This window comes from Klebsiella sp. RHBSTW-00215 (genome assembly GCF_014103785.1).
GTDB lineage: Bacteria > Pseudomonadota > Gammaproteobacteria > Enterobacterales > Enterobacteriaceae > Klebsiella.
On sequence record NZ_JABXQS010000001.1, the window covers coordinates 3,433,503 to 3,456,485 of the forward strand.

Here is a 22,983-nt window from a genome sequence, read left to right on the forward strand (position 1 = left end):
TTAAACAATTTTTGCACGCCGTAAATGGAAGACGTTATGAGAGGAAAAATCCCCAAAACTGAATTGCTGGTGACCTTTGAAGTTGTGGCTCGCCATGAAAGCTATACCCGAGCAGCGGAAGAGTTAGCTTTAACACAAAGCGCCGTGTTCAGACAAGTCACGGCGCTGGAGGATTTCCTCCATACGTCATTATTTAATCATGCGAAAAAAAGGATTTTTTTAAATGCGGCGGGCAAGCATTATTTGACCATCGTTAAGGAAACGCTTAACAAGCTGGAGCGTGATACCAATTCAATTATGACCTGGCAGCCGACGGTGCAGGTTCTTGAACTGGCAGTGAACCCCACCTTTAGCACCCACTGGTTAATCCCTAATCTGCGTGAGTTTAATAAATTAAACCCGGGTATTATCGTCAATATTCATTCGCTGGCTAATATTGGCGATTTTCTCAGCCGTGAGTACGATGCCGCCATCATGCGCGAGGATTTTTGCTCGCCGTGGACGGAGGTTGAGTACTTATTCGAAGAGGAGATCCTGCCGGTATGCGGCTGCGGGCTACTATCAGACCCTGGTCAAAAGCTGGCGGTCGAGGAATTGCTGGGTGAATTTCCGCTGCTGCATCAAAGCACACGCATTCACGGCTGGCAGGAGTGGTTCGCGTTGTCGAATATCACCAGCGCGCAGATTAATATCGGCCCGCGTTTTGACCTGCTATCGATGCTGATTGCGGCGGTGCGTTCGAATCTGGGGGTGGCGCTGCTACCGCGCTTTGCCATTCAGCACGATCTCGATAGCGGCGAGATGGTGATTCCTTGCGATGTGCCGATTCGCACCGGAAATCGTTTTATTATGACGTGGCAGGAAGATAAAGCGGAATCCCGGCATTTACAGGTATTCCGCGACTGGTTATTGCATAAATCGCTGGTGTCGGCTACTTGATGGCACCGGTTCAGGCTACCTGCTCACAGACGGCGGTGAACCTGTAGCCCGGTCAGCGCAGCGCCACCGGGACGAAGCAGCGCAGACGTATCAGGTTTGGCATATTTCCCGGAGGCGGCGCTTGACGCGCCTGTCCGGGCTACCGGCCCGCAGACGGCAGTGGGCCCGTAGCCCGGCTAAGCGCAGCGCGAGCCGGGAGAAAAGCGAATCGGATAAAACTACCAGTCGATGCCCACTTGTGCCTGAATACCGCTATCAAACGCGTGCTTCACCGGGCGAAGTTCACTCACCGTATCGGCAAGATCCAGCAATCGGGCGTGACAGCCGCGTCCGGTGATAATCACGCTCTGCTGTGGCGGACGATCCACGATTGCGGCAATCACCTCCTCTGTATCCAGATAGTGATACGCCAGCATATAGGTGAGCTCATCCAGGACCAACAGATCGTAGTGCGGGTCGGCCAGCATGCGCTTGCTCTCCTGCCATACCGCCGTTGCCGCCTGAATATCGGCCTCCCGGTTTTGCGTTTCCCAGGTAAAGCCGGTGCCCATAATGTGAAATTCCACGCCCAGCGGATGCAGCGTGTTGTATTCACCGTTATCCCACTGGCCTTTAATAAACTGCGCGACGCCGACGATTTTGCCGTGCCCGACGGCGCGCGTCGCGGTACCAAAGGCGGCGGTGGACTTGCCTTTGCCGTTTCCGGTGAAGACGATCAGAACGCCTTTTTTCTCCGTCGCCGCCGCCACTCGGGTATCGACCTGCTCTTTCAGCTTCTGCTGGCGCAGGCGGTGGCGGTCGGTATTTCCTCGCGCTTGCATATTCGCTCCTTAATGTCCGGCCGGACAGGTTGCGCAGCGATGCTGCTGCTCAAACTGGCTGAAGAAGTTATTCCCTTTGTCATCCACCAGCACAAAGGCGGGCAGATTTTCAACTTCCATCATCCACACCGCTTCCATCCCCAGTTCGGGATACTCAAGGCAATGCAGGCTCTTGATATACTGCTGCGTCAGCAGGGCCGCCGCACCGCCAATGCTGCCGAGGTTAAATCCCCGATGTTTTTGGCAGGCGTCGGTCACCTGCTGGCTGCGGTTACCTTTGGAGAGCATGATCAGGCTGCCGCCCGCCGCCTGGAAAGCATCGACATAACCGTCCATACGTCCGCCGGTAGTGGGCCCCATTGATCCGCAGGCCTGATTGTCCGGGGTTTTCGCCGGGCCTGCGTAATAGACGATATGGTTTTTCATGTATTCCGGCATCGGCTCGCCGTTATCCAGACGTTCTTTGATCTTGGCATGGGCGATATCGCGGGCGACGACAATTGGCCCGCTCAGCGACAATCGGGTACCGACCGGCAGGGTAGACATGTTGCGCAGGATCTCATGCAGCGGTCGGTTCAGGTTGAGCTGTACGGTTTGGCCGCTGTTTTCCACGCGGCAGGATTCGGGAATAAATTTACCCGGGTTATGTTCCAGTTTCTCCAGCCAGATGCCGTGCTTGTTGATTTTCGCTTTGATATTACGGTCGGCGGAGCAGGAGAGAGCCATGGCGATCGGACAGGAGCCGCCGTGACGCGGCAGGCGAATGACGCGAATATCGTGGGCGAAGTATTTACCGCCAAACTGCGCGCCGATGCCGAATTCGCGGCTGGCGTTGAGCAACGTGGTTTCCATCGCGGTATCACGAAACGCCTGGCCTAATTCGTTCCCTTCGGTGGGCAGGTTATCGTAGTATTTCGTTGAGGCCAGCTTTGCCACCTTCAGCGCCTGGTCGGCGGAGAGGCCGCCCACAACAAAAGCGATGTGATACGGCGGACAGGCGGCGGTGCCCAGCGATTTCATTTTTTCGGTCAGGAAAGCGGTGAGTTTCTCCGGCTGTAGAATCGATTTGGTTTCCTGAAATAGCGCCGCTTTGTTGGCCGAGCCACCGCCTTTATTGACGAACAGGAAGCGATATTCGCTGCCTGGCGTAGCGCTGATGTCAATCTGCGCGGGCAGGTTGGTATGGGTATTCACTTCGGTGTACATATCCAGCGGCGCGTTTTGCGAGTAGCGAAGATTGTTTTCCTGAAACGTGGTGTAGATGCCCTTGCTTAAGGCTTCGGCATCGTCGCAACCGGTCCAGACGTTCTGGCCTTTACTCGCCACAATGGTTGCGGTGCCGGTGTCCTGGCAGTTTGGCAGCACGCCTTTGGCTGAGACTTCGGCATTGCGCAGCAGCTGGAGAGCGACGTACTTATCGTTACTGCTGGCCTGCGGGTCGCGCAAAATGCTGGCAATCTGTTTTAAATGCCCGCTGCGCAGGAAAAATGAAGCCTCATAAAACGCCTGCTGAGATAACAGAGTTAACGCCTCTGGCGCGACTTTGATGACTTCTTCCCCATCTAACTCCGTCACCGTAACGTATTGACTGCTCAGTAATTCATACTCTGTATTATCTTTGCTTTGAACAAAGAGTTCCTGCCAGACAAAGGGTTTAGACATTTTACGTCTCACTATTTTGCTAAAAAGAGATTGGCCTGGGTCGCATGGGCGACATATTCGATGGTCTGCTGGGCGCGAACGCTGTTACCGGCTTCATCCAGCGGGGGAGAGTAGACCGCAATGGCGTATTGTCCTGGCACCACGGCAACCATTCCGCCGCCAACGCCGGATTTCGCCGGGATGCCCACGGTGTACAGCCATTTGCCGCTGCCGTCATATAGTCCAGCGATGGCCATTTCTGCCAGCACCTGCGGGACATAGTTTTCATTTAGCAACTGCTTGCCGTTGAAGGGGGATTGGCCTTTATTGGCGAGTACGGCCCCCATTTTGGCGAGCTGCTCAACGGTGATATCCACCGAGCACTGGCGGGTATAAATTTCGACGGCTTCCTGGGTATCGCCATAGAAGCTGTTATAAGAGTTCATCAGCATCGCCAGCGCCTGGTTATGCTGGTTAGTTTCCATTTCGGATTTGAATACCGGCTCGTTAACGGTGAGTGAGGCATCGGCCCAGGCGTTGAGATTGTTGAGGATTTTATTCCAGCGATCGGTTTTGTCTTTTGCTTCAACCAGGCTGACGGTGCTCATGGCTCCTGCATTGACTAACGGATTCTCAGGGGCCCCTTTGGTTAATTCCACCGCTAAGCCGGAGTTGAAGGGCAGGCCGGTGGCATTGGCACCGAGTTTATCTAAAACCTCCTGCGGCCCGCGCTGCTCCATCGCCAGTGCCAGCGTGAAGACTTTGCTCAGGGACTCCATCGGAAACGCTTTTTTCACGTCGCCGACCTGATAAATTTTGCCGTCGACCGTGGCAAGGGTGATGGCGAAATTGTCAGGACTGTAGGTCGCCAGGGCAGGGATGTAGTTGGCGACTTTACCGTCGTGGTTACTTTTATATTTCTGGTGCGCCTGTTCGATAATACTGGCGTAATCCGGCGCGTTCTGCGCCAGTGTCGTGGCGCTAAACAGTAAGCTGGCAGTTAAGATGCACGTGCTGAGAAATTTTACATTCATGGTGCAACCCTGTTGGTGTGGTTGGGAGAACCCAGACCGGAAATATCCTGTAGGCCGGATCAGGCGTTCACGCCGCCATCCGGCATTGACGTGGCATAATTGCCGGATGGCGACGCTAGCGCGTCTTATCCGGCCTACGGTTCGTTGTCAGGACAGAGCAACTTCTGAAGGTTCGGTCGCAGGACGTTCATGCTCCGGCGTTTTGGCTGGCGCTTTGCCACGACAGCCTTCACCGAAGTGTTCGCCTTCCCAACGGCCAACAATGGCTGCACCCATGGCGTTACTCATGACGTTGGTGGCAGAACGGCCCATATCGAGGAACGGATCGACGCCCATCAACAGGATCAGACCGGCTTCCGGAATGTTGAACTGGTTCAGGGTGGCGGCGATAACCACCATTGAGGCGCGCGGCACGCCCGCCATTCCCTTCGAGGTCAGCATCAGGATCAGCAGCATGGTGATCTGCTCGCCCATCCCGAGATGGACATTACAAGCTTGGGCGATAAACACCGTGGCAAACGAGCAGTAGGCCATCGAGCCGACGAGGTTAAAGGAGTAGCCAATCGGCAGAACGAAGCTGGCAATTTTGGAAGAGACGCCAAATTTTTCCAGCTTATCCAGCGTGCCAGGGAAGGCGGCTTCTGAGCTGGATGTGGTGAAGGCCAACAGCGCGGGTTCGAGGATCGCTTTGGTCAGACGGCCAATGCACGGACCGACAATCATCGTCGACAGGCCAATCAGGATCGCCCACAGCATACCCAGAGTCAGGTAGAACTCACCCATAAAGATCCCGGCGCTGACCATCACGCCCAGGCCACGTTCGGCAATCAGCCCGGAGATAGCGGCGAAAACGGTCAGTGGCGCAAACAGCATGACGTAGCCAGTCAGCTTCAACATTACGTGGACCAGCGAGTCGAGTACCTTCACGATCGGCTCGGCTTTTTCGCCGATTGCCGCCAGGCTGCAGCCAAGGAAGATTGAGAACACGACAATTTGCAGGATTTCGTTACGCGCCATCGCATCAACGATGCTGGTGGGCACCGCATGAGAGATAAACACTTTCAGCGTGAACGGTTCTGACTGCACGGCCGCGACGGCTCCGGCGTCGTGGGCCACGAAGTTGATGCCTGCACCCGGCTGGAACATATTGACGATCACCAGACCCAGCGCAATCGACAGTAGGGAAGCACAAATAAACAGGAAAAAGGTTTTAGAGAATATACGCCCGAGCGTTTTCGCATCGCCCATTTTGGCAATACCGACGACCAGAGTAGAAATAACCAACGGGGCGATGATCATTTTTACCATGCGTAAAAATATGGTGGTAAAAATGGAAATATCCTGCGCGTACGACTTTGCTGTATCAGCCGAGGCCATATTATTAATAGCCACCCCGGCAATCATGCCGAGTATCAGGCCTAATATGATCATTTTGGTTAAACTAATTTTCTTCATTGTGACTCCATCGGATAAAGGTTGGATTTGGTGTAGGGTGACGTGCGCCTGAGCCAGCACAGCAGCTCAGGCGCACGCCTGTTGTGACCAACCGCATGGATAATTCGAAGCACGGTGATACAGCTGAATTCGGTGCTCCAATGGCTGTTATTGTGTTTTTTTCTACAGATCGAACTCAATACTTAATAATGGGGCGTGCTGCTGCGCGCCATATACATCATTGTCACCGACGTTGCCGGAAATAATATCGCGAGGCATGACGATTTTTACCGCATTAGCCGGATCAAACCACACAATGCGATGAATAAAATCAGGCTTTACGTTATATAATCCAGCAATAAGCTGCGGCGTTAATTGTTCCGAACGTTTTACCCGCTGATAATCTTCCTGGGTTTTAAATAAAATATCTAAAACCAGTTCGTACGGTCCGGCGTTTTTGGAACGAATGACCTGCGCCAGCGAGCATATGGATTGTTTCATGCCTGAACTCCTTCTGGCGTCACCTGTTCAATGTGGAAATCAAAACGCAGCGCGTCGCTGGCTTCAATCAGGTGATAGATAGAGAACTCATACACCGGCCCGCTTTGAATATCAGACGGCGAGAACGGGAAGGCGAGGTTGCCCGCAGTTGCAATGCGATTTTCATAGCCGTAGTGCAGCAGGGTAGAGCGCACCAGCGAACAGACGCTATTGGCGATATCCTGAGTTGGCGCGACCACATCCAGCAAAATCCCTAGCTCGTGTCCGGCGGTTTTCATCGGCTCATGGTTGCCCATCACGCCGTTCTTACCGTACAGGTGGAACGTCATGCGGATACTGTCGTCAGTCAGCGAGAGGTTGCGCGCCACGCTGGCTTGTACCTCTTCGAGAATGTTATCGATCCCGGCAATCATGATCGGGTCGCGCGTTCCGGCAATGGTCAGGCAGCGGAAGCCGACCTGACGAGCACCTTCCAGCTTCAGTGCGAACGGTGTTTCTTCGTGACGTGAACCGCTGACGTAGACTTCGCCCTCGTTGACGGCTTTGAAGGTACACCCTTTCAGGTTCAGCACACCGCCAGGGCCCGGCAGAAAGTACGGATCGGACTTCTCATACAAGGTATGCGCCGCCGCGGAGGTTTCGGTGAACTTACGCTTTGGATTGAACGCTTTCAGCGTAAAGCCGTGGTCGTCGATAATCCCCATGGCGCAGTCGGAACCGGAACCCGGCGTGGCGGCAATGGCCGCACATTCAAGGATCTTGCCGCAGTGCAGCGCCAGCCCTTCATCGAAACCCTGCATAATTGGCAGGGCGGCAAAGCAGGCCGGATCGTAAGCGCGTCCACCTAAAACCACCTGCGCACCGGCTTTCAGCGCCCGCTGGAAAGGTTCGATCCCCATCTGCGCGACGATGTAGGTGCTCTCTTCGATAGCCTCGTGAGTCAGTTCCGGAACAAAATCCAGCGCGGTAATTTTGCCGTTATCCAGCGCCTGATGAACAACTTCTTTATCAACATCAGATGGGATTAGCGCCATCGAGAAAGACAGTTTTTCTTCCTGCGCAATCTCATGGATTATCTGACGACACCACTCCAGATGCGGGGCCGCGCCAGAACCGCCGGCGGTGCCAATGACGACTGGAATGTTGTTTTTCACGCCAGCGACGATCATATAGCGCAGATCGCGTTTCACTCCGGCCCTGTCGGTAAAGGGTTTACCTGCCCCCAGGTAGTGGGGGCCGGGATCGGATGAACCTGCGTCAACGGCGATAAGATCTGGCGACTCTTCCATGGCTTTACGAAAACTCTCTTCCGGGAAGCCATAACCCAGAATAGCCGTAGGCGATAAGATCTTAAATGTACGAGCCATCTCTTAATCCTTAGTCTGCAACAGCGCGATGGTGCGGTTCATTTCGTTAAACACGATGTTGAGACCTTCATCGAAGCCCATGCCTGGTTTGATCAGCATGCGCATAGGACGTGCGGCCAGCGCGACGTGTACGCAGGTGCGGGCGCTGATCTCGGTTTCGTTGCAGGTACCGCCCTGATAGGCTTCCATCGCGTGTTTGTTGCAGTACAGCACCGCGTCCACGATGTTGTGAATACCGCCAAGATCCGGGGTTTTTATCTGCACCATGTGGCAGCTACCGGCATCGGTGAAATCAACGATGTCCTGATAGGTATTGCACCATTCGTCGGCGACAATCTTCACGCCGGAACCCAGACGAGTCAGCTCTTTAGTGATGGCGGTCAGCATACGGATCTGATCCGGTTTGTTACCGGCATCTACCGGGCCTTCTATATAGAGCGGCAGACCTTGCGCTTCTTTCTCCAGGCTGGCGATATAGTCGGCGCAGCGCACCGGGTCCATATCGAAGATCAGACCGATGGTGCCGTAGACATCAATGTGCAGCGTCGGGTGATAGCGTGGGCTGGTACGCAGGCTGAGGATTCGGTCGGACAACCAGCGCACATACTCACGCAATTTTTCGCCTTTAAAGCCCAGCTTCTCTTCCACATTGTTGATCAGCGCGTGCGGCAGCACGTCCACGCCTTTGAGGATCATCTTGTCGACGGCGATGTAGCGGTCATCGCCGCTCTGACCAAATAAAGGAATCGCTTCCGGGATGCACGGCAGCTGCCACTCGTCGCAAACCACTTCCGCCTTCAGGCGACCGCTTGCCAGCGCGGTGGCGTCGAGCAGCGCCTGAGACAGGCCGTAGCGGACGGCGGTATGCAGCAGATTGCCGTCGATACGCAGCTTGTCGAAGAAGCGGGCGTTCGGCAGGAACGCATCGACATCGCGGCCTTCGAGCAGCGGTTTGATATGATCATTGAGGAACGGGATAAAGTTTTCCGCCAGGAACAGCGGATCGCGGCCGCCCGCGCCGGAGTACTGTACGGCGGCGCAATCACCGACTGCCACCGCGCCATTTTCCAGAATCAGCTGTACCGAGACGCACTCGCCCGCCTGGCGCACCGACGTAAAGCCCGGGGTAACCGGCGCGCCGGTATACATGAATCCATCATGACCCGCGCCATTTTTAATCGCCTGCTGGTCGTCAAAATAGAATGAAGAGTAGCCAGCGGTAAAAAGGGCCTGTTTAATTTTCATTATGGTCTTCCTATTAATTTACTGTGGGATACAGCGTTGATGTCATCAACAACCATCTGGAATGAAGGCTTGCGTCCTTCGAAATTCGCACGCTCGGCGACGTAATCATGGTGCAGGGCGAGAATGTCTTTTGGCAGCGGAACCGCGCCGGCTTCAAGCACGCGAATGGCGCCTGAGTTATCGCGAACCGGCAGGATTTTGCCCGCGTTACAAGAGGCCGGAGCGAAAGGCACATCCAGCACGCCGGCTTCGAAAGCCAGTACCGTGCCGCGAGCGATATCGCCGTTGCCCAGTTCGAAAACTCTCTTCAGTACGGCGCGAACTTCGCTCTTGATCAGGTCTACTTCCTGTTCAACGGCAGCGCATGGCGGAAATTTCTGGTCGCTGACCATGTTGAGCATCTGGCGCGAGGCTCTCAGACCCTGGGCGTTTGCTGCGGCGGTCGGAATGCCGAAGGCTTCGTGCGGGCTCTTGGTAATCACTTTGGTCGCGCCGGACATACCGGCCACCGCCGCGCCCCAGGAGATAATGGCGAACGCTTTCGATTCATCTTCCGGGAAGCCGCCCATCCACTGGTGGAAGACGGTACTCAGCTCATAATCGTCGAAGCCGTAATTGCCGAAGTATTCGTGCGACAGTTCGCGCAGGGATTGAATCGCCGCGATATCCTGCGTCAGGCTACCGACCTGGCCGTAGCCGACGGTGATGGATTTCACGCCCTGTTCCAGCGCCAGCAGACCTTCGATAATCGCCACCGAGTGGGACATAAACGGTGGGATCAGCGTGCCGGTCAGTGGGCCAAACGGCTCGCGGTTAATGCGGATGCCGTGTTCTTCATACAGGCCCATCAGGCGGTCGCAGTACTGCCAGTCACGAATTGATTTTTCCAGGGTGACGCGCTTGGCGTAAGGGATGTTATAGGAGATACCGCCGCCTTCGTAGCTGGTAAAGCCGCTGGCCATTGATATTTCAGCTAACAGACGCGCATCCGGCGTGCCGTGGCGCACCTGAACCGGTTTTTCCAGCGACTCGGTCATTCTACGGCATTCAGCGACGCCGTGGTTGACCACCGGCAGGCCGTTCAGTTTGGACGTTCCCGCTTCGATGGATTTTTGAATCCCAATCGCCGCCTCTTCATAACGGTTCAGACGGGTATAGGCATCAATGGTGCTGGGCAGCAGGTCGCACTCTACCTGCAGCGTTTTAAGCAGTTCGATGTGCTCATCCATGAGTGCTACGCCCGCGCGCGGCTGGCTCAAGGTTTTCCCTTCCTGATCGGCTTTCAGCAGGGCGTGAGAAAAGCGTTTTTTCTCAGGAATGGTTTGCTGGTACTTCACGCCATCTTCGAATTTCTCAACATCTTTCCCGGTCTGCCAGGTCTGCAATACCTGATGCCGCTCGGTCATGAATTCATCATGGGTTAGCTTTTTATTGCGGAGTTCCATTCGTCGTTGCCTTAAATTTTATAGGGTTAAACACTGAATGCTGGTGCGGGCGGCAAGTTCTGGGTAGAGCCTGGCAACGTTTGCCAGTAGAGGAAGCAGGCCTTTAGCATCGCGGTAATATTCAAACTGAGTGGGTAAGAGAATGCGTCTGCCGTCGTCGTCCAGCTCGCGGTACTTCAGCCAGCTATGGATGTCGAACTGGCTGGCGCGGGAGAGCCATCCGCCGGAACCGACGACTTTGCGTACGGTGGTCAGGTCGCGGCCCATCTGTAAATCGACGTTGCCCACGCAGGTGCAAACCTGTTTTTTGGTGCCCGCGTGGCGTTCGCTGGCGTAGCCGACGCACAGTCCGGCGAGCAGGGAGTCGAAGAATGTCTCTTCGGCGCCTTGCGGCAGATAATCGGGATGGGCGACCAGATGGCGCAGATAGCCGTAAAAGGCCTCCTGACGTTCCGGCTGTTGAGCAAAGACCACCTTCACCAGCTCATGAGTGCTTTCGCCAACCACTACCGCTGAGACGCGCATTCCGAGATCGCCCTCTACCGTGCGTTTAACAAACGGTTCAGGAACCCCGTGCAGGACGGTATCGGGTGAGAGGGTGTTCGCGCTGGCGGAATAGACATCGGTGGTGGCGCCGCCCATGTCGATCAGCATGAACTCTTTCCATGCGCTGTCGTAGTCGCTGATGGCTTTGACCAGCTCATAAACGGTCCACGGGGTCGGCATCGGCTCTTCACCGGTTTCACCGACGATCACGTCCAGCCCTTTACCTTTGACGATACGCGACAAGAACACATCGCAAATTGCTTTGCGGGCAGCGTAAGGATTCGGGTGATCGAGGTCGGGCAGAATGTTGTCCACCGTGGTCAGATCTTTATGCCCCAGGATAGCCTGCACGTCGTCCTGAATATCACGATTTCCGGCGTAGATAATGGCGCAGTCGAGCGTTGACTCTGCCAGCGCATGGGCATTGGCCAGGCCGTAGCTCTCTTCGCCGCCGTCCGTTCCGCCGGTAAATAGCAGGATATCCGGCGGCGAGGCCTCCAGCGACTCGATATCGTGGCGGTTGAGTTTATACGAGTAGTACTGGGCGATTTTCGCCCCCGCCGAGTGGGCGGTCACCTTTGCAGATTCCAGGGTGATGGATGGCACCAGCCCCATGGCAGCGACGGCAAGACCGCCTTTTGCCGACGAGGAATACTTTAGCGTCACTTCACCGCTATTGAGCAGGGGACGAGCATCGGCAACGTTTAGCACCTGATTCAGGCTGGCAAAAAAACCGTCTGCCAGGTGATGCGTAGTGGTCGGGGTCAGAACGTGGTTAACCAGCGTTAATGCATCTCCCTCCTTCGCGAAGAGGGCTGCTTTGGTCCACGTCGAGCCGATATCGACAGAGACGGTCTGCATCAGATAGCCTCTTCCAGGCAGCGCTGCTCGACGCCGTGGCGCTGATTTATGTCATTGGCCATGAGCTGGCAGACATCTTCAAGATCGTGGCTTGGAGCGAAGACGCGGTTAAAGCCCATCTCTTTGAATTTAGCTTCAATATCGGCAAAATCGTGTTTGCCGACGACCAGATTACCGCCGACGAAGAGGAGAATGTCGCCAATACCGCGTTCGATGCAGCGTTCGCGCAGTCCCAGGCAGTCGATATCGCCGTGACCGTAAATGGATGACACGACAATGGCGTCAGCACCGGTTTCGATGGCGGCATCAATATATTCATCCTGGCTTACCATCACCCCCAGATTGATTACGCGAAAATCATGGCCAGTAAAAACGCGGTCCAGAACTTTATTACCTACTGCATGGCAGTCAGCACCAATGACGCCAATAACAAGTGTTGATTTCTTCATGGGTAATCCTCTGTAGGGCTGATGGTCTAAAATAAAAACGACTTTTAATATTTAGCAGCGTTGATTCCGGCTGCCTGTTAATAGGGCTGGAGTGTCTGTGGTTAGTAGGGGGGAAGCAATTGATCTATTTTCAGAATATCTTTCGAAAAACTCTCGTTTTTGATTTTTGTTTTTAAAGTCGTTAAATATCATATGGTTATATTTTTATTTTTACACCGAGGTATTGTTGCTTAGCGTGGGTCTAATAAATGCGTTGTGATGTTTGTGAGCAAGGTCTTATTTTGTTTTTAGTTAATTGGTCTTTTTTTTAATAAGTAAGGGATACAATTCTTTAAATTGTTTTGTGAGCCGCATAACGGAATTTAGACAGTCGTTTATATATACAAAAAATCAAATTGTTATATTAAAGATAAAAAATGGCGATATGTGATTTTTATATTTCATTTTTGTTGGCGAGTACGAAGAGGGCGTAAATCGACCCGATGAACATCGTCAGGGGGAAAAGGGCGCTTTGTCGATAGCGAGGCTGGGGAAGTCGTTCTGACTGCAGAGGAGGGGGCTGTTATGCAGTGCATTTACTTGAGAATGAGATAGTTACGCAGGTGTGTTAATTAAAGGTAAAATCAATGATAAATAAAATAAGTAAAAAATATAGGGTGCTGACTTGATAAAAAAAATCTGTGAGCTACACGTCATTATCAGTTTATGGCTCAGTTTTGACTGCTATTCTTCCGCTCATTAAATTCCGCTCCGGGATTAAATAAATCGACTATCATTTTCAGTAACCGATGATACTGTTGTAAAACATATCGTTAACCTTGGATTTACTAGAGGTGAACAAGATAAACATAATTAACATTTAAAATGAAAATTGATTTAAATCAATGTTTAAAACTTGGAAAAGAATATGAAATGGAGTTAAATTGTCGCGGATCAAATTGACCGAAAACCGGTATTTTCGCTATAAATTGATCGCCGTCGAAAACTGCAAATTTATCTCAATAAAAACCTATTTATTGTAAGGGTTTTGCGGCGTAATATAATCACGGGATCAATTTGGGTGTTTTGTTAACATGTTTGTAACTTTTCACGACTACCGTTTCCTGATTCCTGGCGAAACGGCGGTGGCGATAAGACGCAAATAAATTTGTGTATTGGGGCATGCGTGTGACCCTTTCTAACGGGGTTCACTCTCGGAGTCTTCATGCGATGAGCAAGGAGTCATGATGTTAGATATAGTCGAACTGTCGCGCTTACAGTTTGCCTTGACCGCGATGTACCACTTCCTTTTTGTGCCACTGACGCTCGGTATGGCGTTCCTGCTGGCCATTATGGAAACGGTCTACGTCCTTTCCGGCAAACAGATTTATAAAGATATGACCAAATTCTGGGGCAAGTTGTTTGGTATCAACTTCGCTTTGGGTGTGGCAACCGGTCTGACCATGGAGTTCCAGTTCGGGACTAACTGGTCTTACTACTCTCACTATGTGGGCGATATCTTCGGTGCGCCGCTGGCCATTGAAGGTCTGATGGCCTTCTTCCTCGAATCTACCTTTGTAGGTCTGTTCTTCTTCGGTTGGGATCGTCTGGGCAAAGTTCAGCACATGGCGGTGACCTGGCTGGTGGCGCTGGGTTCCAACCTGTCAGCACTGTGGATCCTCGTTGCTAACGGCTGGATGCAGAACCCGATTGCGTCGGACTTCAACTTTGAAACCATGCGTATGGAAATGGTCAGCTTCTCTGAGCTGGTCCTGAACCCTGTCGCTCAGGTTAAGTTTGTCCACACCGTTGCTTCTGGCTACGTTTGCGGCGCGATGTTCGTCCTCGGCATCAGCTCCTACTATATGCTGCGCGGCCGTGACTTCGCTTTTGCTAAGCGTTCCTTCGCTATCGCTGCCAGCTTCGGTATGGCGGCTATCCTTTCCGTTATCGTTCTCGGTGATGAATCCGGTTACGAAATGGGCGACGTGCAGAAAACCAAACTCGCGGCTATCGAAGCCGAATGGGAAACGCAGCCGGCTCCGGCTTCCTTTACCCTGTTTGGTATTCCCGATCAGGATGCGCAGGAAAACCACTTCGCGATTCAAATCCCTTACGCGTTGGGCATCATTGCCACTCGCTCCGTGGATAAACAGGTTACCGGCCTGAAAGACCTGATGATTCAGCACGAAGAGCGTATCCGTAACGGGATGAAAGCCTACTCGCTGCTGGAACAACTGCGCGCTGGTTCAACCGACCAAACCGTTCGCGATCGGTTTAACGATGTTAAGAAAGATCTTGGTTATGGTCTGCTGCTGAAACGCTATACCGAAAACGTCGCTGACGCGACGGAAGAGCAGATTGCTAAGGCGACCAAAGACTCCATTCCTGCTGTTGCGCCGCTCTATTTTGCCTTCCGTATCATGGTGGCATGCGGCATCCTGATGCTGGCGATCATTGCGGTTTCCTTCTGGACGGTTATCCGTAACCAGATAGGCGAGAAAAAATGGCTGCTGCGCATCGCGCTGTATTCCATTCCTCTGCCGTGGATTGCTATCGAATCCGGTTGGTTCGTGGCGGAATATGGCCGTCAGCCGTGGGCGATAGGTGAGGTGCTACCAACGGCCGTCGCTAACTCGTCGCTGACCGCGGGCGACCTGATCTTCTCGATGCTGCTGATTTGTGGTCTGTATACCCTGTTCCTGGTGGCGGAGCTGTACCTGATGTTCAAATTCGCGCGCCGTGGCCCAAGCAGCCTGAAAACCGGTCGTTACCACTTTGAGCAGTCTTCCGCGACTACTCAGCCGGCACGCTAAGACAGGAGTCGTCAAATGATCGATTATGAAGTATTGCGTTTTATCTGGTGGCTGCTGATTGGTGTACTGCTGATTGGTTTTGCTGTCGCCGATGGCTTCGACATGGGGGTGGGCATGCTCACCCGTTTCCTCGGTCGTAACGACACCGAGCGTCGAATTATGATTAACTCCATTGCCCCACACTGGGACGGAAACCAGGTATGGCTGATCACCGCGGGTGGCGCACTGTTTGCTGCCTGGCCGGCGGTTTATGCTGCTGCCTTCTCCGGCTTCTACGTGGCAATGGTGCTGGTGCTGGCGTCTTTATTTTTCCGTCCGGTTGGTTTCGACTACCGTTCGAAGATTGAAGACACCCGCTGGCGTAACATGTGGGACTGGGGAATTTTCATCGGTAGCTTCGTGCCGCCGCTGGTGATTGGTGTGGCTTTCGGTAACCTGCTTCAGGGCGTTCCGTTCCATATGGACGAATATATGCGCCTGTACTACACCGGTAACTTCTTCCAACTGCTGAACCCGTTTGGTCTGCTGGCCGGTATTGTTAGCGTGGCGATGATCCTGACCCAGGGCGCAACCTATCTGCAAATGCGTACCGTCGGTGAACTGCACCTGCGCACTCGCTCCGTTTCTACGATTGCGGCGCTGGTGACGTTGGTTTGCTTCGCGCTGGCGGGTGTTTGGGTTTACTACGGTATCGATGGCTATGTGGTGAAGTCCGTCATGGATCATACTGCCCCATCTAACCCGCTGACCAAAGAAGTGGCGCGTGAAGCTGGTGCCTGGATGGTGAACTTTAACAATATGCCAGCGCTGTGGGCGATTCCTGTCCTGGGCGTGGTGCTGCCGCTGCTGACCGTCATCTCGACGAAAGCAGATAAAGGCGCCTGGGCGTTCCTGTTCTCTTCCCTGACGCTGGCTTGCATCATCCTGACCGCTGGTATTGCGATGTTCCCGTTCGTCATGCCATCAAGCACTATGATGAACGTTAGCCTGACCATGTGGGATGCGACTTCCAGCCAGATGACGCTGAACCTGATGACTTACGTGGCGATTGTGTTTGTACCGATTATTCTGGCTTACACCACCTGGTGTTACTGGAAAATGTTCGGACGCATCACTCGCGAAGACATTGAAAAGAACACCCACTCGCTGTACTAAGGTAAGGAGCTATATATATGTGGTATTTCGCATGGATTTTAGGAACGCTTCTTGCTTGTGCCTTTGGAGTGATTACCGCGTTGGCGCTAGAGCACGTGGAAGCTACCAAAGCAGGTAAAGAAGAACACTGATGAGTATTATCGCTACTCTGTATGCGATAATGGACAAGCGCCCGTTAAGGGCGCTTTCCTTATTGATGGCGCTGGCGTTAGCTGGCTGTATCTTCTGGGATCCGTCGCGCTTTGCGGCGAAAACCAGCGAGCTGGAAATCTGGCATGGTTTCCTGCTGATGTGGGCGGTTTGTACCGGCGTTATCCACGGCGTGGGTTTTCGTCCGCGTGCTATTCACTGGCAGGGAATTTTTTGTCCACTCATCGCTGATATTGTGCTCGTTTTGGGCCTGTTCTTTTTCTTCTTTTGAATAAGAAATCTCTGTTAATCATATGGGCTTGCATAAGCCCATAAAAATTTACTCGCCGTTTACTTTCTCCCATTCCAAACCACGATTCCCGCGCGTATAGTAGCGAAGTTTGAAAGCACTAATCTTTTGTTGCATTACCGGGATGTAAAGTGAATACAACGCTGTTTCGATGGCCGGTTCGGGTCTATTACGAAGACACCGACGCCGGTGGTGTGGTTTACCACGCCAGCTACGTCGCTTTTTATGAAAGAGCACGCACAGAGATGCTGCGCCACCATCACTTCAGTCAGCAGGTTTTGCTGGCTGAACGAGTTGCCTTCGTGGTTCGCAAAATGACTCTGGAGTATTTTGCGCCCGCCAGACTCGACGACATGCTCGAAATCCAGACGGAAATAACCTCGATGCGAGGCACCTCTTTGGTTTTCACGCAGCGAATCGTCAACGCCGAGAACGTCGTTTTGAATGAAGCTGAGGTTCTTATCGTGTGCGTTGATCCACTCTTAATGAAGCCTCGTGCGCTTCCCAAGTCTATTGTCGCGGAGTTTAAGCAGTGACTGACATGAATATCCTTGATTTGTTCCTGAAGGCGAGCCTTCTGGTTAAACTTATCATGTTGATTTTGATTGGTTTTTCTATCGCTTCCTGGGCCATTATTATTCAGAGAACGCGTATCCTCAATTCGGCATCGCGTGAAGCTGAGGCGTTTGAAGATAAATTCTGGTCCGGTATTGAGCTTTCTCGCCTGTATCAGGAGAGCCAGGGCCGTCGCGATAATCTGAGCGGTTCGGAACAAATCTTCTACAGCGGTTTCAAAGAATTTGCCCGGTTACATCGTGCCAATAGCCATGCGCCAGAGGCCGTCGTTGAAGGGGCATCGCGAGCCATGCGCATTTCCATGAACCGCGAACTGGAAACGCTGGAAACGCATATTCCATTCCTCGGGACGGTGGGTTCCATCAGCCCGTATATTGGTCTGTTTGGTACCGTGTGGGGGATCATGCATGCCTTTATCGCGCTGGGCGCGGTAAAACAAGCCACGCTGCAAATGGTAGCACCGGGTATCGCCGAAGCGCTGATCGCTACGGCAATCGGCCTGTTTGCCGCTATTCCTGCGGTTATGGCCTATAACCGTCTGAACCAGCGAGTGAACAAACTTGAACTGAACTACGACAACTTTATGGAAGAGTTCACCGCCATTCTGCACCGTCAGGCGTTTACCAGCAGCGAAAGCAATAAGGGGTAAGCCATGGCCAGAGCACGTGGACGCGGACGTCGCGAACTGAAGTCCGAGATCAACATCGTTCCGCTGCTGGATGTCCTGTTGGTGCTGTTGCTGATCTTTATGGCGACAGCGCCGATCATTACGCAAAGCGTAGAGGTCGACCTGCCGGACGCAACGGAATCGCAAGCGGTGAAAAGCAACGACGATCCACCGGTGATTGTTGAAGTTTCCGGAGTAGGGCAGTACAGCGTGAAAGTGGGCCCGGAAACGCTGTCGCAGCTGCCGCCGGAACAGGTTATTGCCGAAGCCAGACGCCGACTTGAGGCGAATGAGAAAACGGTATTCCTGATCGGTGGCGCCAAAGAGGTGCCTTACGATGAAATTATTAAAGCGCTTAACCTGTTGCATAGCGCAGGGGTTAAATCGGTTGGCTTGATGACCAAGCCGATCTAATCGCTCGAGATATGTGCGCCCGCCAGAATGTTGGCTATGAGCTGAAAGCAGATCGTAGCCATGCAGATATAGCGGGCACAGGCGAACAGTTTTTGGGAACCGATAGTGTCAAAGGCAACCGAACAAAACGACAAGCTTAAACGAGCGATCATAGTTTCAGTCGCGCTGCACATCGTATTGATAGCGCTGCTGATCTGGAGTTCGTTTGATGAGCATCTGGATGCTTCAGCCGGCGGTGGCGGCGGTTCTTCTATTGATGCGGTAATGGTCGATCCGGGAGCGGTTGTGAATAATTACAACCGCCAACAGCAACAGCAGGCCAGCGCCCGTCGCGCCGCCGAGCAGCGGGAAAAGCAGGCTCAGCAGCAGGCGGAAGAGCTACGTGAAAAACAGGCCGCCGAGCAGGAAAGGCTGAAACAACTGGAACAAGATCGACTGCAGGCGCAGGAAGCGGCTAAAGAAGCGAAAGAACAACAGAAACAGGCCGAACAGGCTGCAGCAGAAGCTGCTGCAGCGGCGAAGGCCAAAGCGGACGCCCAGGCGAAAGAGGCGCAGGAAACGGCTGCTAAAGCTGCTGCTGACGCCAAAGCGAAGGCCGACGCTCAGGCTAAAGTCGCCGAAGCTGCTGCGGCAAAAGCGGCGGCTGATGCGAAGAAACAGGCAGAAGCGGAAGCCGCGAAAGCGGCCGCGGACGCACAGAAGAAAGCCGAAGCCGATGCGGCGAAGAAAGCTCAGCAAGAAGCCGAGAAGAAAGCGCAGCAGCAGGCAGAGAAGAAAGCTCAACAGGAAGCGGCTAAACAGGCAGCTGCTGAAAAAGCCGCTGCAGATAAAGCCGCGGAAAAAGCTGCCGCCCAGAAAGCTGCTGCTGATAAAGCGGCAGCCGATAAAGCCGCCGCAGCGGAAAAAGCCGCAGCCGAGAAAGCAGCAGCAGCCAAAGCTGCCGCTGCAGAAAAGGCCGCAGCGGATAAAGCCGCTAAAGCTGCTGCCGCTAAGGCCGCAGCTGCCAAGAAAGCCGCTGCTGCGAAAGAAGCTGATGGTGTTGACAGCCTGCTCGGTGACCTGAGCTCCGGTAAGAATGCGCCGAAAGGTAATACCAGCGGTAGCGCTGGGGGCTCTGCACCTGCTAAAGGAAGTAAGCAGGGGCAGGGTGGGGCATCTCAGGCTGAGATTAACAACTATAGTCAACTGGTTCAGAATGCGATTAGAGGCCATCTCTATGACTGGGATACCTATAAGGGCAAAACCTGTACTTTGCGTGTGAACCTGGCTCAGGATGGAACATTGTTAAGTGTGAAATCGGAAGGTGGCGATCCGGCGTTCTGTCAGCAAATGCTGGCGGCGACGAACCGGATGACGAAGTTTCCTAAACCGCCGTCGCAGGCTATTTATGAAACATTCAAAAACGCGCCACTGGACTTTAAGCCATAAGTGAGATCTTCCCCGTTTATGCGGGGAAAACAAACTTCGGTAGTCCCAGGGTTTTGGTAGTTTTGTGTATTTGAGTTTGTTAACATTCTGCTAAATTATCGTGGGCTTTCCGCCTGGATAAGGGAGATATGATGAAGCAGGCATTACGAGTAGCATTTGGTTTTTTAATGCTGTGGGCGGCAGTGCTGCACGCAGAAGTACGCATCGAGATTACCCAAGGGGTCGACTCGGCACGCCCAATTGGCGTTGTGCCGTTCCAGTGGGCGGGGCAGGGTGCTGCACCGGAAGATATCGGCGGTATCGTAGCGGCTGACCTGCGTAACAGCGGTAAGTTTAATCCGCTCGATCGCTCGCGTTTGCCTCAGCAGCCGGGTAGCGCTCAGGAAGTGCAGCCTGCGGCATGGTCTGCGCTCGGTGTTGACGCCGTGGTCGTTGGCCAGGTTACGCAAAACCCGGACGGTTCTTATAACGTCGCTTACCAGCTGGTGGATACCGGCGGTGCGCCGGGTACCGTCCTTGCGCAAAACTCATTCAAAGTGACTAAGCAGTATCTGCGCTATGCTGCGCACGCTGCTAGTGATGCGGTATTTGAGAAGCTGACCGGTATTAAGGGCGCCTTCCGTACCCGCATCGCTTACGTTGTGCAGACCAACGGCGGTCAGTTCCCGTATGAGCTGCGCGTATCTGACTACGATGGCTACAACCAGTTCCTCGTCCACCGTTCCACCCAGCCGTTGATGTCTCCGGCCTGGTCTCCTGACGGCGCGAAACTGGCTTATGTGACCTTTGAAAGCGGTCGCTCTGCGCTGGTCGTTCAGACTCTGGCTAACGGCTCTGTGCGTCAGATTGCTTCGTTCCCGCAGCACAACGGCGCGCCGTCGTTCTCTCCGGATGGCAGCAAACTGGCCTTCGCCCTGTCGAAAACCGGTAGCCTGAACCTGTACGTGATGGATCTGGGTTCTGGTCAGATGCGTCAGGTCACCAACGGTCGCAGCAACAACACCGAACCAACCTGGTTCCCGGATAGTCAAAACCTGGCCTTCACTTCTGACCAGGCCGGTCGTCCGCAGGTGTATAAAGTCAATATTAATGGCGGCACGCCGCAGCGTATTACCTGGGAAGGTTCACAAAACCAGGACGCAGACGTGAGCGCAGATGGTAAAACTATGGTAATGGTTAGCTCGGCCGGTGGTCAGCAGCACATTGCTAAGCAAGATCTGGAAGCGGGTGGTGTGCAGGTTCTGTCATCAACGTTTTTAGATGAAACGCCAAGTCTGGCACCAAACGGCACTATGGTAATCTACAGCTCTTCTCAGGGGATGGGATCCGTACTGAATTTGGTTTCTACAGATGGGCGTTTCAAAGCGCGTCTTCCGGCAACTGATGGACAGGTAAAATCACCTGCCTGGTCGCCGTATCTGTGATAATAAATAATTGATTATTAAAGGAATCAAAGAAATGCAACTGAACAAAGTGCTGAAAGGGCTGATGATCGCTCTGCCGGTTATGGCAATCGCGGCGTGTTCTTCTAACAAGAACGCAAGCAACGACCAGAGCGGTGAAGGCATGCTGGGTGCCGGCACTGGTATGGACGGTAACGCGAACGGCGGCAACATGTCTTCCGAAGAGCAGGCTCGTCTGCAGATGCAACAGCTGCAGCAGAACAATATCGTTTACTTCGATCTGGACAAATACGATATCCGTTCTGACTTCGCTGCAATGCTGGACGCGCACGCTAACTTCCTGCGTAGCAACCCATCCTATAAAGTGACTGTAGAAGGTCATGCGGATGAGCGTGGTACTCCGGAATATAACATCGCTCTGGGTGAGCGTCGTGCTAACGCCGTTAAGATGTATCTGCAGGGCAAAGGTGTTTCTGCTGACCAGATCTCCATCGTTTCTTACGGTAAAGAAAAACCTGCAGTACTGGGCCACGACGAAGCGGCTTACGCCAAAAACCGTCGCGCCGTACTGGTTTACTAAGAGAATTGCATGAGCAGTAACTTCAGACATCATCTGTTGAGTCTGTCGTTACTGGTTGGCATAGCGGCCCCTTGGGCCGCTTTTGCTCAGGCGCCAATCAGTAGTGTCGGCTCAGGCTCGGTCGAAGACCGCGTCACTCAACTCGAGCGTATTTCTAATGCTCACAGCCAGCTTTTAACCCAACTCCAGCAACAACTCTCTGATAATCAGTCCGATATTGATTCCCTGCGTGGTCAAATTCAGGAAAGTCAGTATCAGCTAAATCAGGTTGTTGAGCGCCAGAAGCAGATTTTGCTGCAGATCGATGGTCTGAGCAGCGGATCAGGTGCAACAGGAGCACAGACGCAGACATCTGCGGGCGATCAGGGGGCTGCGGCCACCACGACTGCGCCAGCGGCTTCGTCAGGCGCTCCGGCGCAGACGGGCGATGCGAACACGGATTATAATGCGGCTATCGCCCTGGTTAAGGATTCTTCTCGCCAGGACGATGCCCTTGCGGCATTTCAGAACTTCGTCAAGAAGTACCCTGATTCAACTTATCAGCCGAATGCCAACTACTGGCTCGGTCAGTTGAATTACAACAAGGGTAAAAAAGACGATGCAGCGTATTATTTCGCTTCTGTGGTGAAAAACTACCCAAAATCCCCGAAGGCACCCGATGCGATGTTTAAAGTCGGCGTGATCATGCAGGACAAAGGTGACACGGCAAAAGCGAAGGCGGTTTACCAGCAGGTGGTCAGTAAATTTCCTGGCACCGATGGGGCAAAACAAGCGCAAAAACGCCTTAACGCTCTCGGATGATTATGGCATGACCAGAAATCGCGTTATTTCTGGTCTTGTCGCATGAATCCTAAGCAGTTAAGTGATCTTTATCTAAATTTTTGTTGCGCTGAATTCTGAAATCAGTAATATATGCCGCCGTTGCCAAGGGATATCGAATATGCCCAAAGCGACAAAAATAGTGGGTCGTTAGCTCAGTTGGTAGAGCAGTTGACTTTTAATCAATTGGTCGCAGGTTCGAATCCTGCACGACCCACCACTAAAAGATGTATCCAGCGCAGTATCGGGTGATTAGCTCAGCTGGGAGAGCACCTCCCTTACAAGGAGGGGGTCGGCGGTTCGATCCCGTCATCACCCACCACTCGGGTCGTTAGCTCAGTTGGTAGAGCAGTTGACTTTTAATCAATTGGTCGCAGGTTCGAATCCTGCACGACCCACCAATTTCAATTGGTGACGAGTGAAG

22 protein-coding genes and 3 tRNA genes are annotated in these 22,983 nt (G+C 53.3%); 15 read left to right on the plus strand and 10 right to left on the minus strand.

Translation table 11 applies throughout. The features are described 5' to 3' along the window. Nucleotides 1-36 precede the first annotated feature (36 nt). Entirely contained in the window at nucleotides 37-939 is a 903-nt protein-coding gene (locus tag HV127_RS16235; RefSeq protein ID WP_110277294.1) for a LysR family transcriptional regulator, read from the plus strand. Nucleotides 940-1,157: 218 nt separating this feature from the next. Here HV127_RS16235 and cobO read toward each other — a convergent pair whose 3' ends face one another. From cobO to glmS, 10 genes are all read right to left on the minus strand, one after another. Beyond that, nucleotides 1,158-1,760, minus strand: coding sequence for a cob(I)yrinic acid a,c-diamide adenosyltransferase (cobO, locus tag HV127_RS16240; RefSeq protein WP_181482997.1), 603 nt, complete (start codon nucleotides 1,758-1,760; stop codon nucleotides 1,158-1,160). Between the two features lie 9 nt (nucleotides 1,761-1,769). Further along, nucleotides 1,770-3,422: a class I fumarate hydratase gene (locus HV127_RS16245; RefSeq protein ID WP_182237264.1), complete on the minus strand. Its 1,653-nt coding sequence runs from the start codon at nucleotides 3,420-3,422 to the stop codon at nucleotides 1,770-1,772. Nucleotides 3,423-3,433: 11 nt separating this feature from the next. Further along, entirely contained in the window at nucleotides 3,434-4,435 is a 1,002-nt protein-coding gene (glsA, locus tag HV127_RS16250) for a glutaminase A (protein ID WP_182237265.1), read from the minus strand. A 147-nt stretch (nucleotides 4,436-4,582) separates the two neighbouring features. Then, nucleotides 4,583-5,890, minus strand: coding sequence for a dicarboxylate/amino acid:cation symporter (locus HV127_RS16255; RefSeq protein WP_112214464.1), 1,308 nt, complete (start codon nucleotides 5,888-5,890; stop codon nucleotides 4,583-4,585). 162 nt (nucleotides 5,891-6,052) lie between these two features. Continuing rightward, entirely contained in the window at nucleotides 6,053-6,370 is a 318-nt protein-coding gene (locus HV127_RS16260) for a DUF4387 domain-containing protein (protein WP_110276833.1), read from the minus strand. Further along, on the minus strand, nucleotides 6,367-7,737 hold the full coding sequence (locus tag HV127_RS16265; RefSeq protein WP_182237267.1) for an acyclic terpene utilization AtuA family protein: 1,371 nt from the start codon (nucleotides 7,735-7,737) through the stop codon (nucleotides 6,367-6,369). The genes HV127_RS16260 and HV127_RS16265 overlap by 4 nt, the downstream gene beginning before the upstream one ends. A gap of 3 nt (nucleotides 7,738-7,740) precedes the next feature. Further along, complete coding sequence (locus HV127_RS16270) at nucleotides 7,741-8,982, minus strand: methylaspartate ammonia-lyase (RefSeq protein ID WP_110276831.1); 1,242 nt, start codon at nucleotides 8,980-8,982, stop codon at nucleotides 7,741-7,743. Next, nucleotides 8,982-10,427: a methylaspartate mutase subunit E gene (locus tag HV127_RS16275; RefSeq protein WP_181482992.1), complete on the minus strand. Its 1,446-nt coding sequence runs from the start codon at nucleotides 10,425-10,427 to the stop codon at nucleotides 8,982-8,984. Before HV127_RS16275 ends, HV127_RS16270 begins: the two co-directional genes overlap by 1 nt. A gap of 18 nt (nucleotides 10,428-10,445) precedes the next feature. Beyond that, nucleotides 10,446-11,834 (minus strand): methylaspartate mutase accessory protein GlmL, encoded by a 1,389-nt coding sequence (gene glmL, locus HV127_RS16280; RefSeq protein ID WP_182237269.1) that lies wholly within the window; start codon nucleotides 11,832-11,834, stop codon nucleotides 10,446-10,448. Further along, entirely contained in the window at nucleotides 11,834-12,283 is a 450-nt protein-coding gene (glmS, locus tag HV127_RS16285) for a methylaspartate mutase subunit S (RefSeq protein WP_110276828.1), read from the minus strand. Before glmS ends, glmL begins: the two co-directional genes overlap by 1 nt. A 1,226-nt stretch (nucleotides 12,284-13,509) precedes the next feature. Between glmS and cydA the strand changes: the two genes are divergently transcribed. From cydA to HV127_RS16355, 14 genes are all read left to right on the plus strand, one after another. After that, on the plus strand, nucleotides 13,510-15,078 hold the full coding sequence (gene cydA / locus HV127_RS16290) for a cytochrome ubiquinol oxidase subunit I (protein ID WP_182240688.1): 1,569 nt from the start codon (nucleotides 13,510-13,512) through the stop codon (nucleotides 15,076-15,078). Between the two features lie 15 nt (nucleotides 15,079-15,093). Then, complete coding sequence (gene cydB / locus HV127_RS16295) at nucleotides 15,094-16,233, plus strand: cytochrome d ubiquinol oxidase subunit II (RefSeq protein ID WP_181482990.1); 1,140 nt, start codon at nucleotides 15,094-15,096, stop codon at nucleotides 16,231-16,233. 17 nt (nucleotides 16,234-16,250) lie between these two features. Next, complete coding sequence (gene cydX / locus HV127_RS16300) at nucleotides 16,251-16,364, plus strand: cytochrome bd-I oxidase subunit CydX (RefSeq protein WP_004100325.1); 114 nt, start codon at nucleotides 16,251-16,253, stop codon at nucleotides 16,362-16,364. Further along, the gene (gene ybgE / locus HV127_RS16305) at nucleotides 16,364-16,654 is read left to right on the plus strand and encodes a cyd operon protein YbgE (RefSeq protein ID WP_004100327.1); all 291 of its coding nucleotides are present in this window, start codon (nucleotides 16,364-16,366) and stop codon (nucleotides 16,652-16,654) included. The genes cydX and ybgE overlap by 1 nt, the downstream gene beginning before the upstream one ends. Nucleotides 16,655-16,803: 149 nt before the next feature. Further along, nucleotides 16,804-17,208, plus strand: a complete 405-nt coding sequence (gene ybgC, locus HV127_RS16310; RefSeq protein ID WP_110276825.1) for a tol-pal system-associated acyl-CoA thioesterase — start codon at nucleotides 16,804-16,806, stop codon at nucleotides 17,206-17,208. Beyond that, complete coding sequence (tolQ, locus tag HV127_RS16315; RefSeq protein WP_110276824.1) at nucleotides 17,205-17,897, plus strand: Tol-Pal system protein TolQ; 693 nt, start codon at nucleotides 17,205-17,207, stop codon at nucleotides 17,895-17,897. The genes ybgC and tolQ overlap by 4 nt, the downstream gene beginning before the upstream one ends. A gap of 3 nt (nucleotides 17,898-17,900) precedes the next feature. After that, nucleotides 17,901-18,329 (plus strand): colicin uptake protein TolR, encoded by a 429-nt coding sequence (gene tolR / locus HV127_RS16320; protein ID WP_087828655.1) that lies wholly within the window; start codon nucleotides 17,901-17,903, stop codon nucleotides 18,327-18,329. A gap of 105 nt (nucleotides 18,330-18,434) precedes the next feature. After that, nucleotides 18,435-19,757 (plus strand): cell envelope integrity protein TolA, encoded by a 1,323-nt coding sequence (tolA, locus tag HV127_RS16325; RefSeq protein ID WP_182237271.1) that lies wholly within the window; start codon nucleotides 18,435-18,437, stop codon nucleotides 19,755-19,757. A gap of 131 nt (nucleotides 19,758-19,888) precedes the next feature. After that, on the plus strand, nucleotides 19,889-21,181 hold the full coding sequence (gene tolB, locus HV127_RS16330) for a Tol-Pal system beta propeller repeat protein TolB (RefSeq protein ID WP_182240690.1): 1,293 nt from the start codon (nucleotides 19,889-19,891) through the stop codon (nucleotides 21,179-21,181). Between the two features lie 34 nt (nucleotides 21,182-21,215). Next, nucleotides 21,216-21,740 carry a peptidoglycan-associated lipoprotein Pal gene (pal, locus tag HV127_RS16335; protein WP_110276821.1) on the plus strand — a complete coding sequence of 175 codons (525 nt, stop codon included), beginning with the start codon at nucleotides 21,216-21,218 and terminating at the stop codon, nucleotides 21,738-21,740. Nucleotides 21,741-21,749: 9 nt separating this feature from the next. After that, nucleotides 21,750-22,541, plus strand: a complete 792-nt coding sequence (cpoB, locus tag HV127_RS16340) for a cell division protein CpoB (protein ID WP_110276820.1) — start codon at nucleotides 21,750-21,752, stop codon at nucleotides 22,539-22,541. 162 nt (nucleotides 22,542-22,703) lie between these two features. Beyond that, nucleotides 22,704-22,779 (plus strand) — tRNA-Lys (locus HV127_RS16345). 26 nt (nucleotides 22,780-22,805) lie between these two features. Further along, nucleotides 22,806-22,881, plus strand: a tRNA-Val gene (locus HV127_RS16350). A gap of 3 nt (nucleotides 22,882-22,884) precedes the next feature. Beyond that, a tRNA-Lys gene (locus tag HV127_RS16355) sits at nucleotides 22,885-22,960 on the plus strand. The last annotated feature ends 23 nt before the right edge of the window (nucleotides 22,961-22,983 follow it).

What these genes read in the sequence shown, in the direction of transcription:
- cydA (WP_182240688.1), top strand. Translation starts at nt 13,510, where the DNA reads ATGTTAGATATAGTCGAACTGTCGCGCTTACAGTTTGCCTTGACCGCG.
- glmL (WP_182237269.1), bottom strand. Translation starts at nt 11,834, where the DNA reads ATGCAGACCGTCTCTGTCGATATCGGCTCGACGTGGACCAAAGCAGCC.
- HV127_RS16275 (WP_181482992.1), bottom strand. Translation starts at nt 10,427, where the DNA reads ATGGAACTCCGCAATAAAAAGCTAACCCATGATGAATTCATGACCGAG.
- ybgE (WP_004100327.1), top strand. Translation starts at nt 16,364, where the DNA reads ATGAGTATTATCGCTACTCTGTATGCGATAATGGACAAGCGCCCGTTA.
- HV127_RS16255 (WP_112214464.1), bottom strand. Translation starts at nt 5,890, where the DNA reads ATGAAGAAAATTAGTTTAACCAAAATGATCATATTAGGCCTGATACTC.
- tolR (WP_087828655.1), top strand. Translation starts at nt 17,901, where the DNA reads ATGGCCAGAGCACGTGGACGCGGACGTCGCGAACTGAAGTCCGAGATC.
- cobO (WP_181482997.1), bottom strand. Translation starts at nt 1,760, where the DNA reads ATGCAAGCGCGAGGAAATACCGACCGCCACCGCCTGCGCCAGCAGAAG.
- cpoB (WP_110276820.1), top strand. Translation starts at nt 21,750, where the DNA reads ATGAGCAGTAACTTCAGACATCATCTGTTGAGTCTGTCGTTACTGGTT.
- HV127_RS16245 (WP_182237264.1), bottom strand. Translation starts at nt 3,422, where the DNA reads ATGTCTAAACCCTTTGTCTGGCAGGAACTCTTTGTTCAAAGCAAAGAT.
- HV127_RS16270 (WP_110276831.1), bottom strand. Translation starts at nt 8,982, where the DNA reads ATGAAAATTAAACAGGCCCTTTTTACCGCTGGCTACTCTTCATTCTAT.
- cydX (WP_004100325.1), top strand. Translation starts at nt 16,251, where the DNA reads ATGTGGTATTTCGCATGGATTTTAGGAACGCTTCTTGCTTGTGCCTTT.
- HV127_RS16265 (WP_182237267.1), bottom strand. Translation starts at nt 7,737, where the DNA reads ATGGCTCGTACATTTAAGATCTTATCGCCTACGGCTATTCTGGGTTAT.
- glmS (WP_110276828.1), bottom strand. Translation starts at nt 12,283, where the DNA reads ATGAAGAAATCAACACTTGTTATTGGCGTCATTGGTGCTGACTGCCAT.
- HV127_RS16260 (WP_110276833.1), bottom strand. Translation starts at nt 6,370, where the DNA reads ATGAAACAATCCATATGCTCGCTGGCGCAGGTCATTCGTTCCAAAAAC.
- HV127_RS16235 (WP_110277294.1), top strand. Translation starts at nt 37, where the DNA reads ATGAGAGGAAAAATCCCCAAAACTGAATTGCTGGTGACCTTTGAAGTT.
- cydB (WP_181482990.1), top strand. Translation starts at nt 15,094, where the DNA reads ATGATCGATTATGAAGTATTGCGTTTTATCTGGTGGCTGCTGATTGGT.
- pal (WP_110276821.1), top strand. Translation starts at nt 21,216, where the DNA reads ATGCAACTGAACAAAGTGCTGAAAGGGCTGATGATCGCTCTGCCGGTT.
- tolB (WP_182240690.1), top strand. Translation starts at nt 19,889, where the DNA reads ATGAAGCAGGCATTACGAGTAGCATTTGGTTTTTTAATGCTGTGGGCG.
- glsA (WP_182237265.1), bottom strand. Translation starts at nt 4,435, where the DNA reads ATGAATGTAAAATTTCTCAGCACGTGCATCTTAACTGCCAGCTTACTG.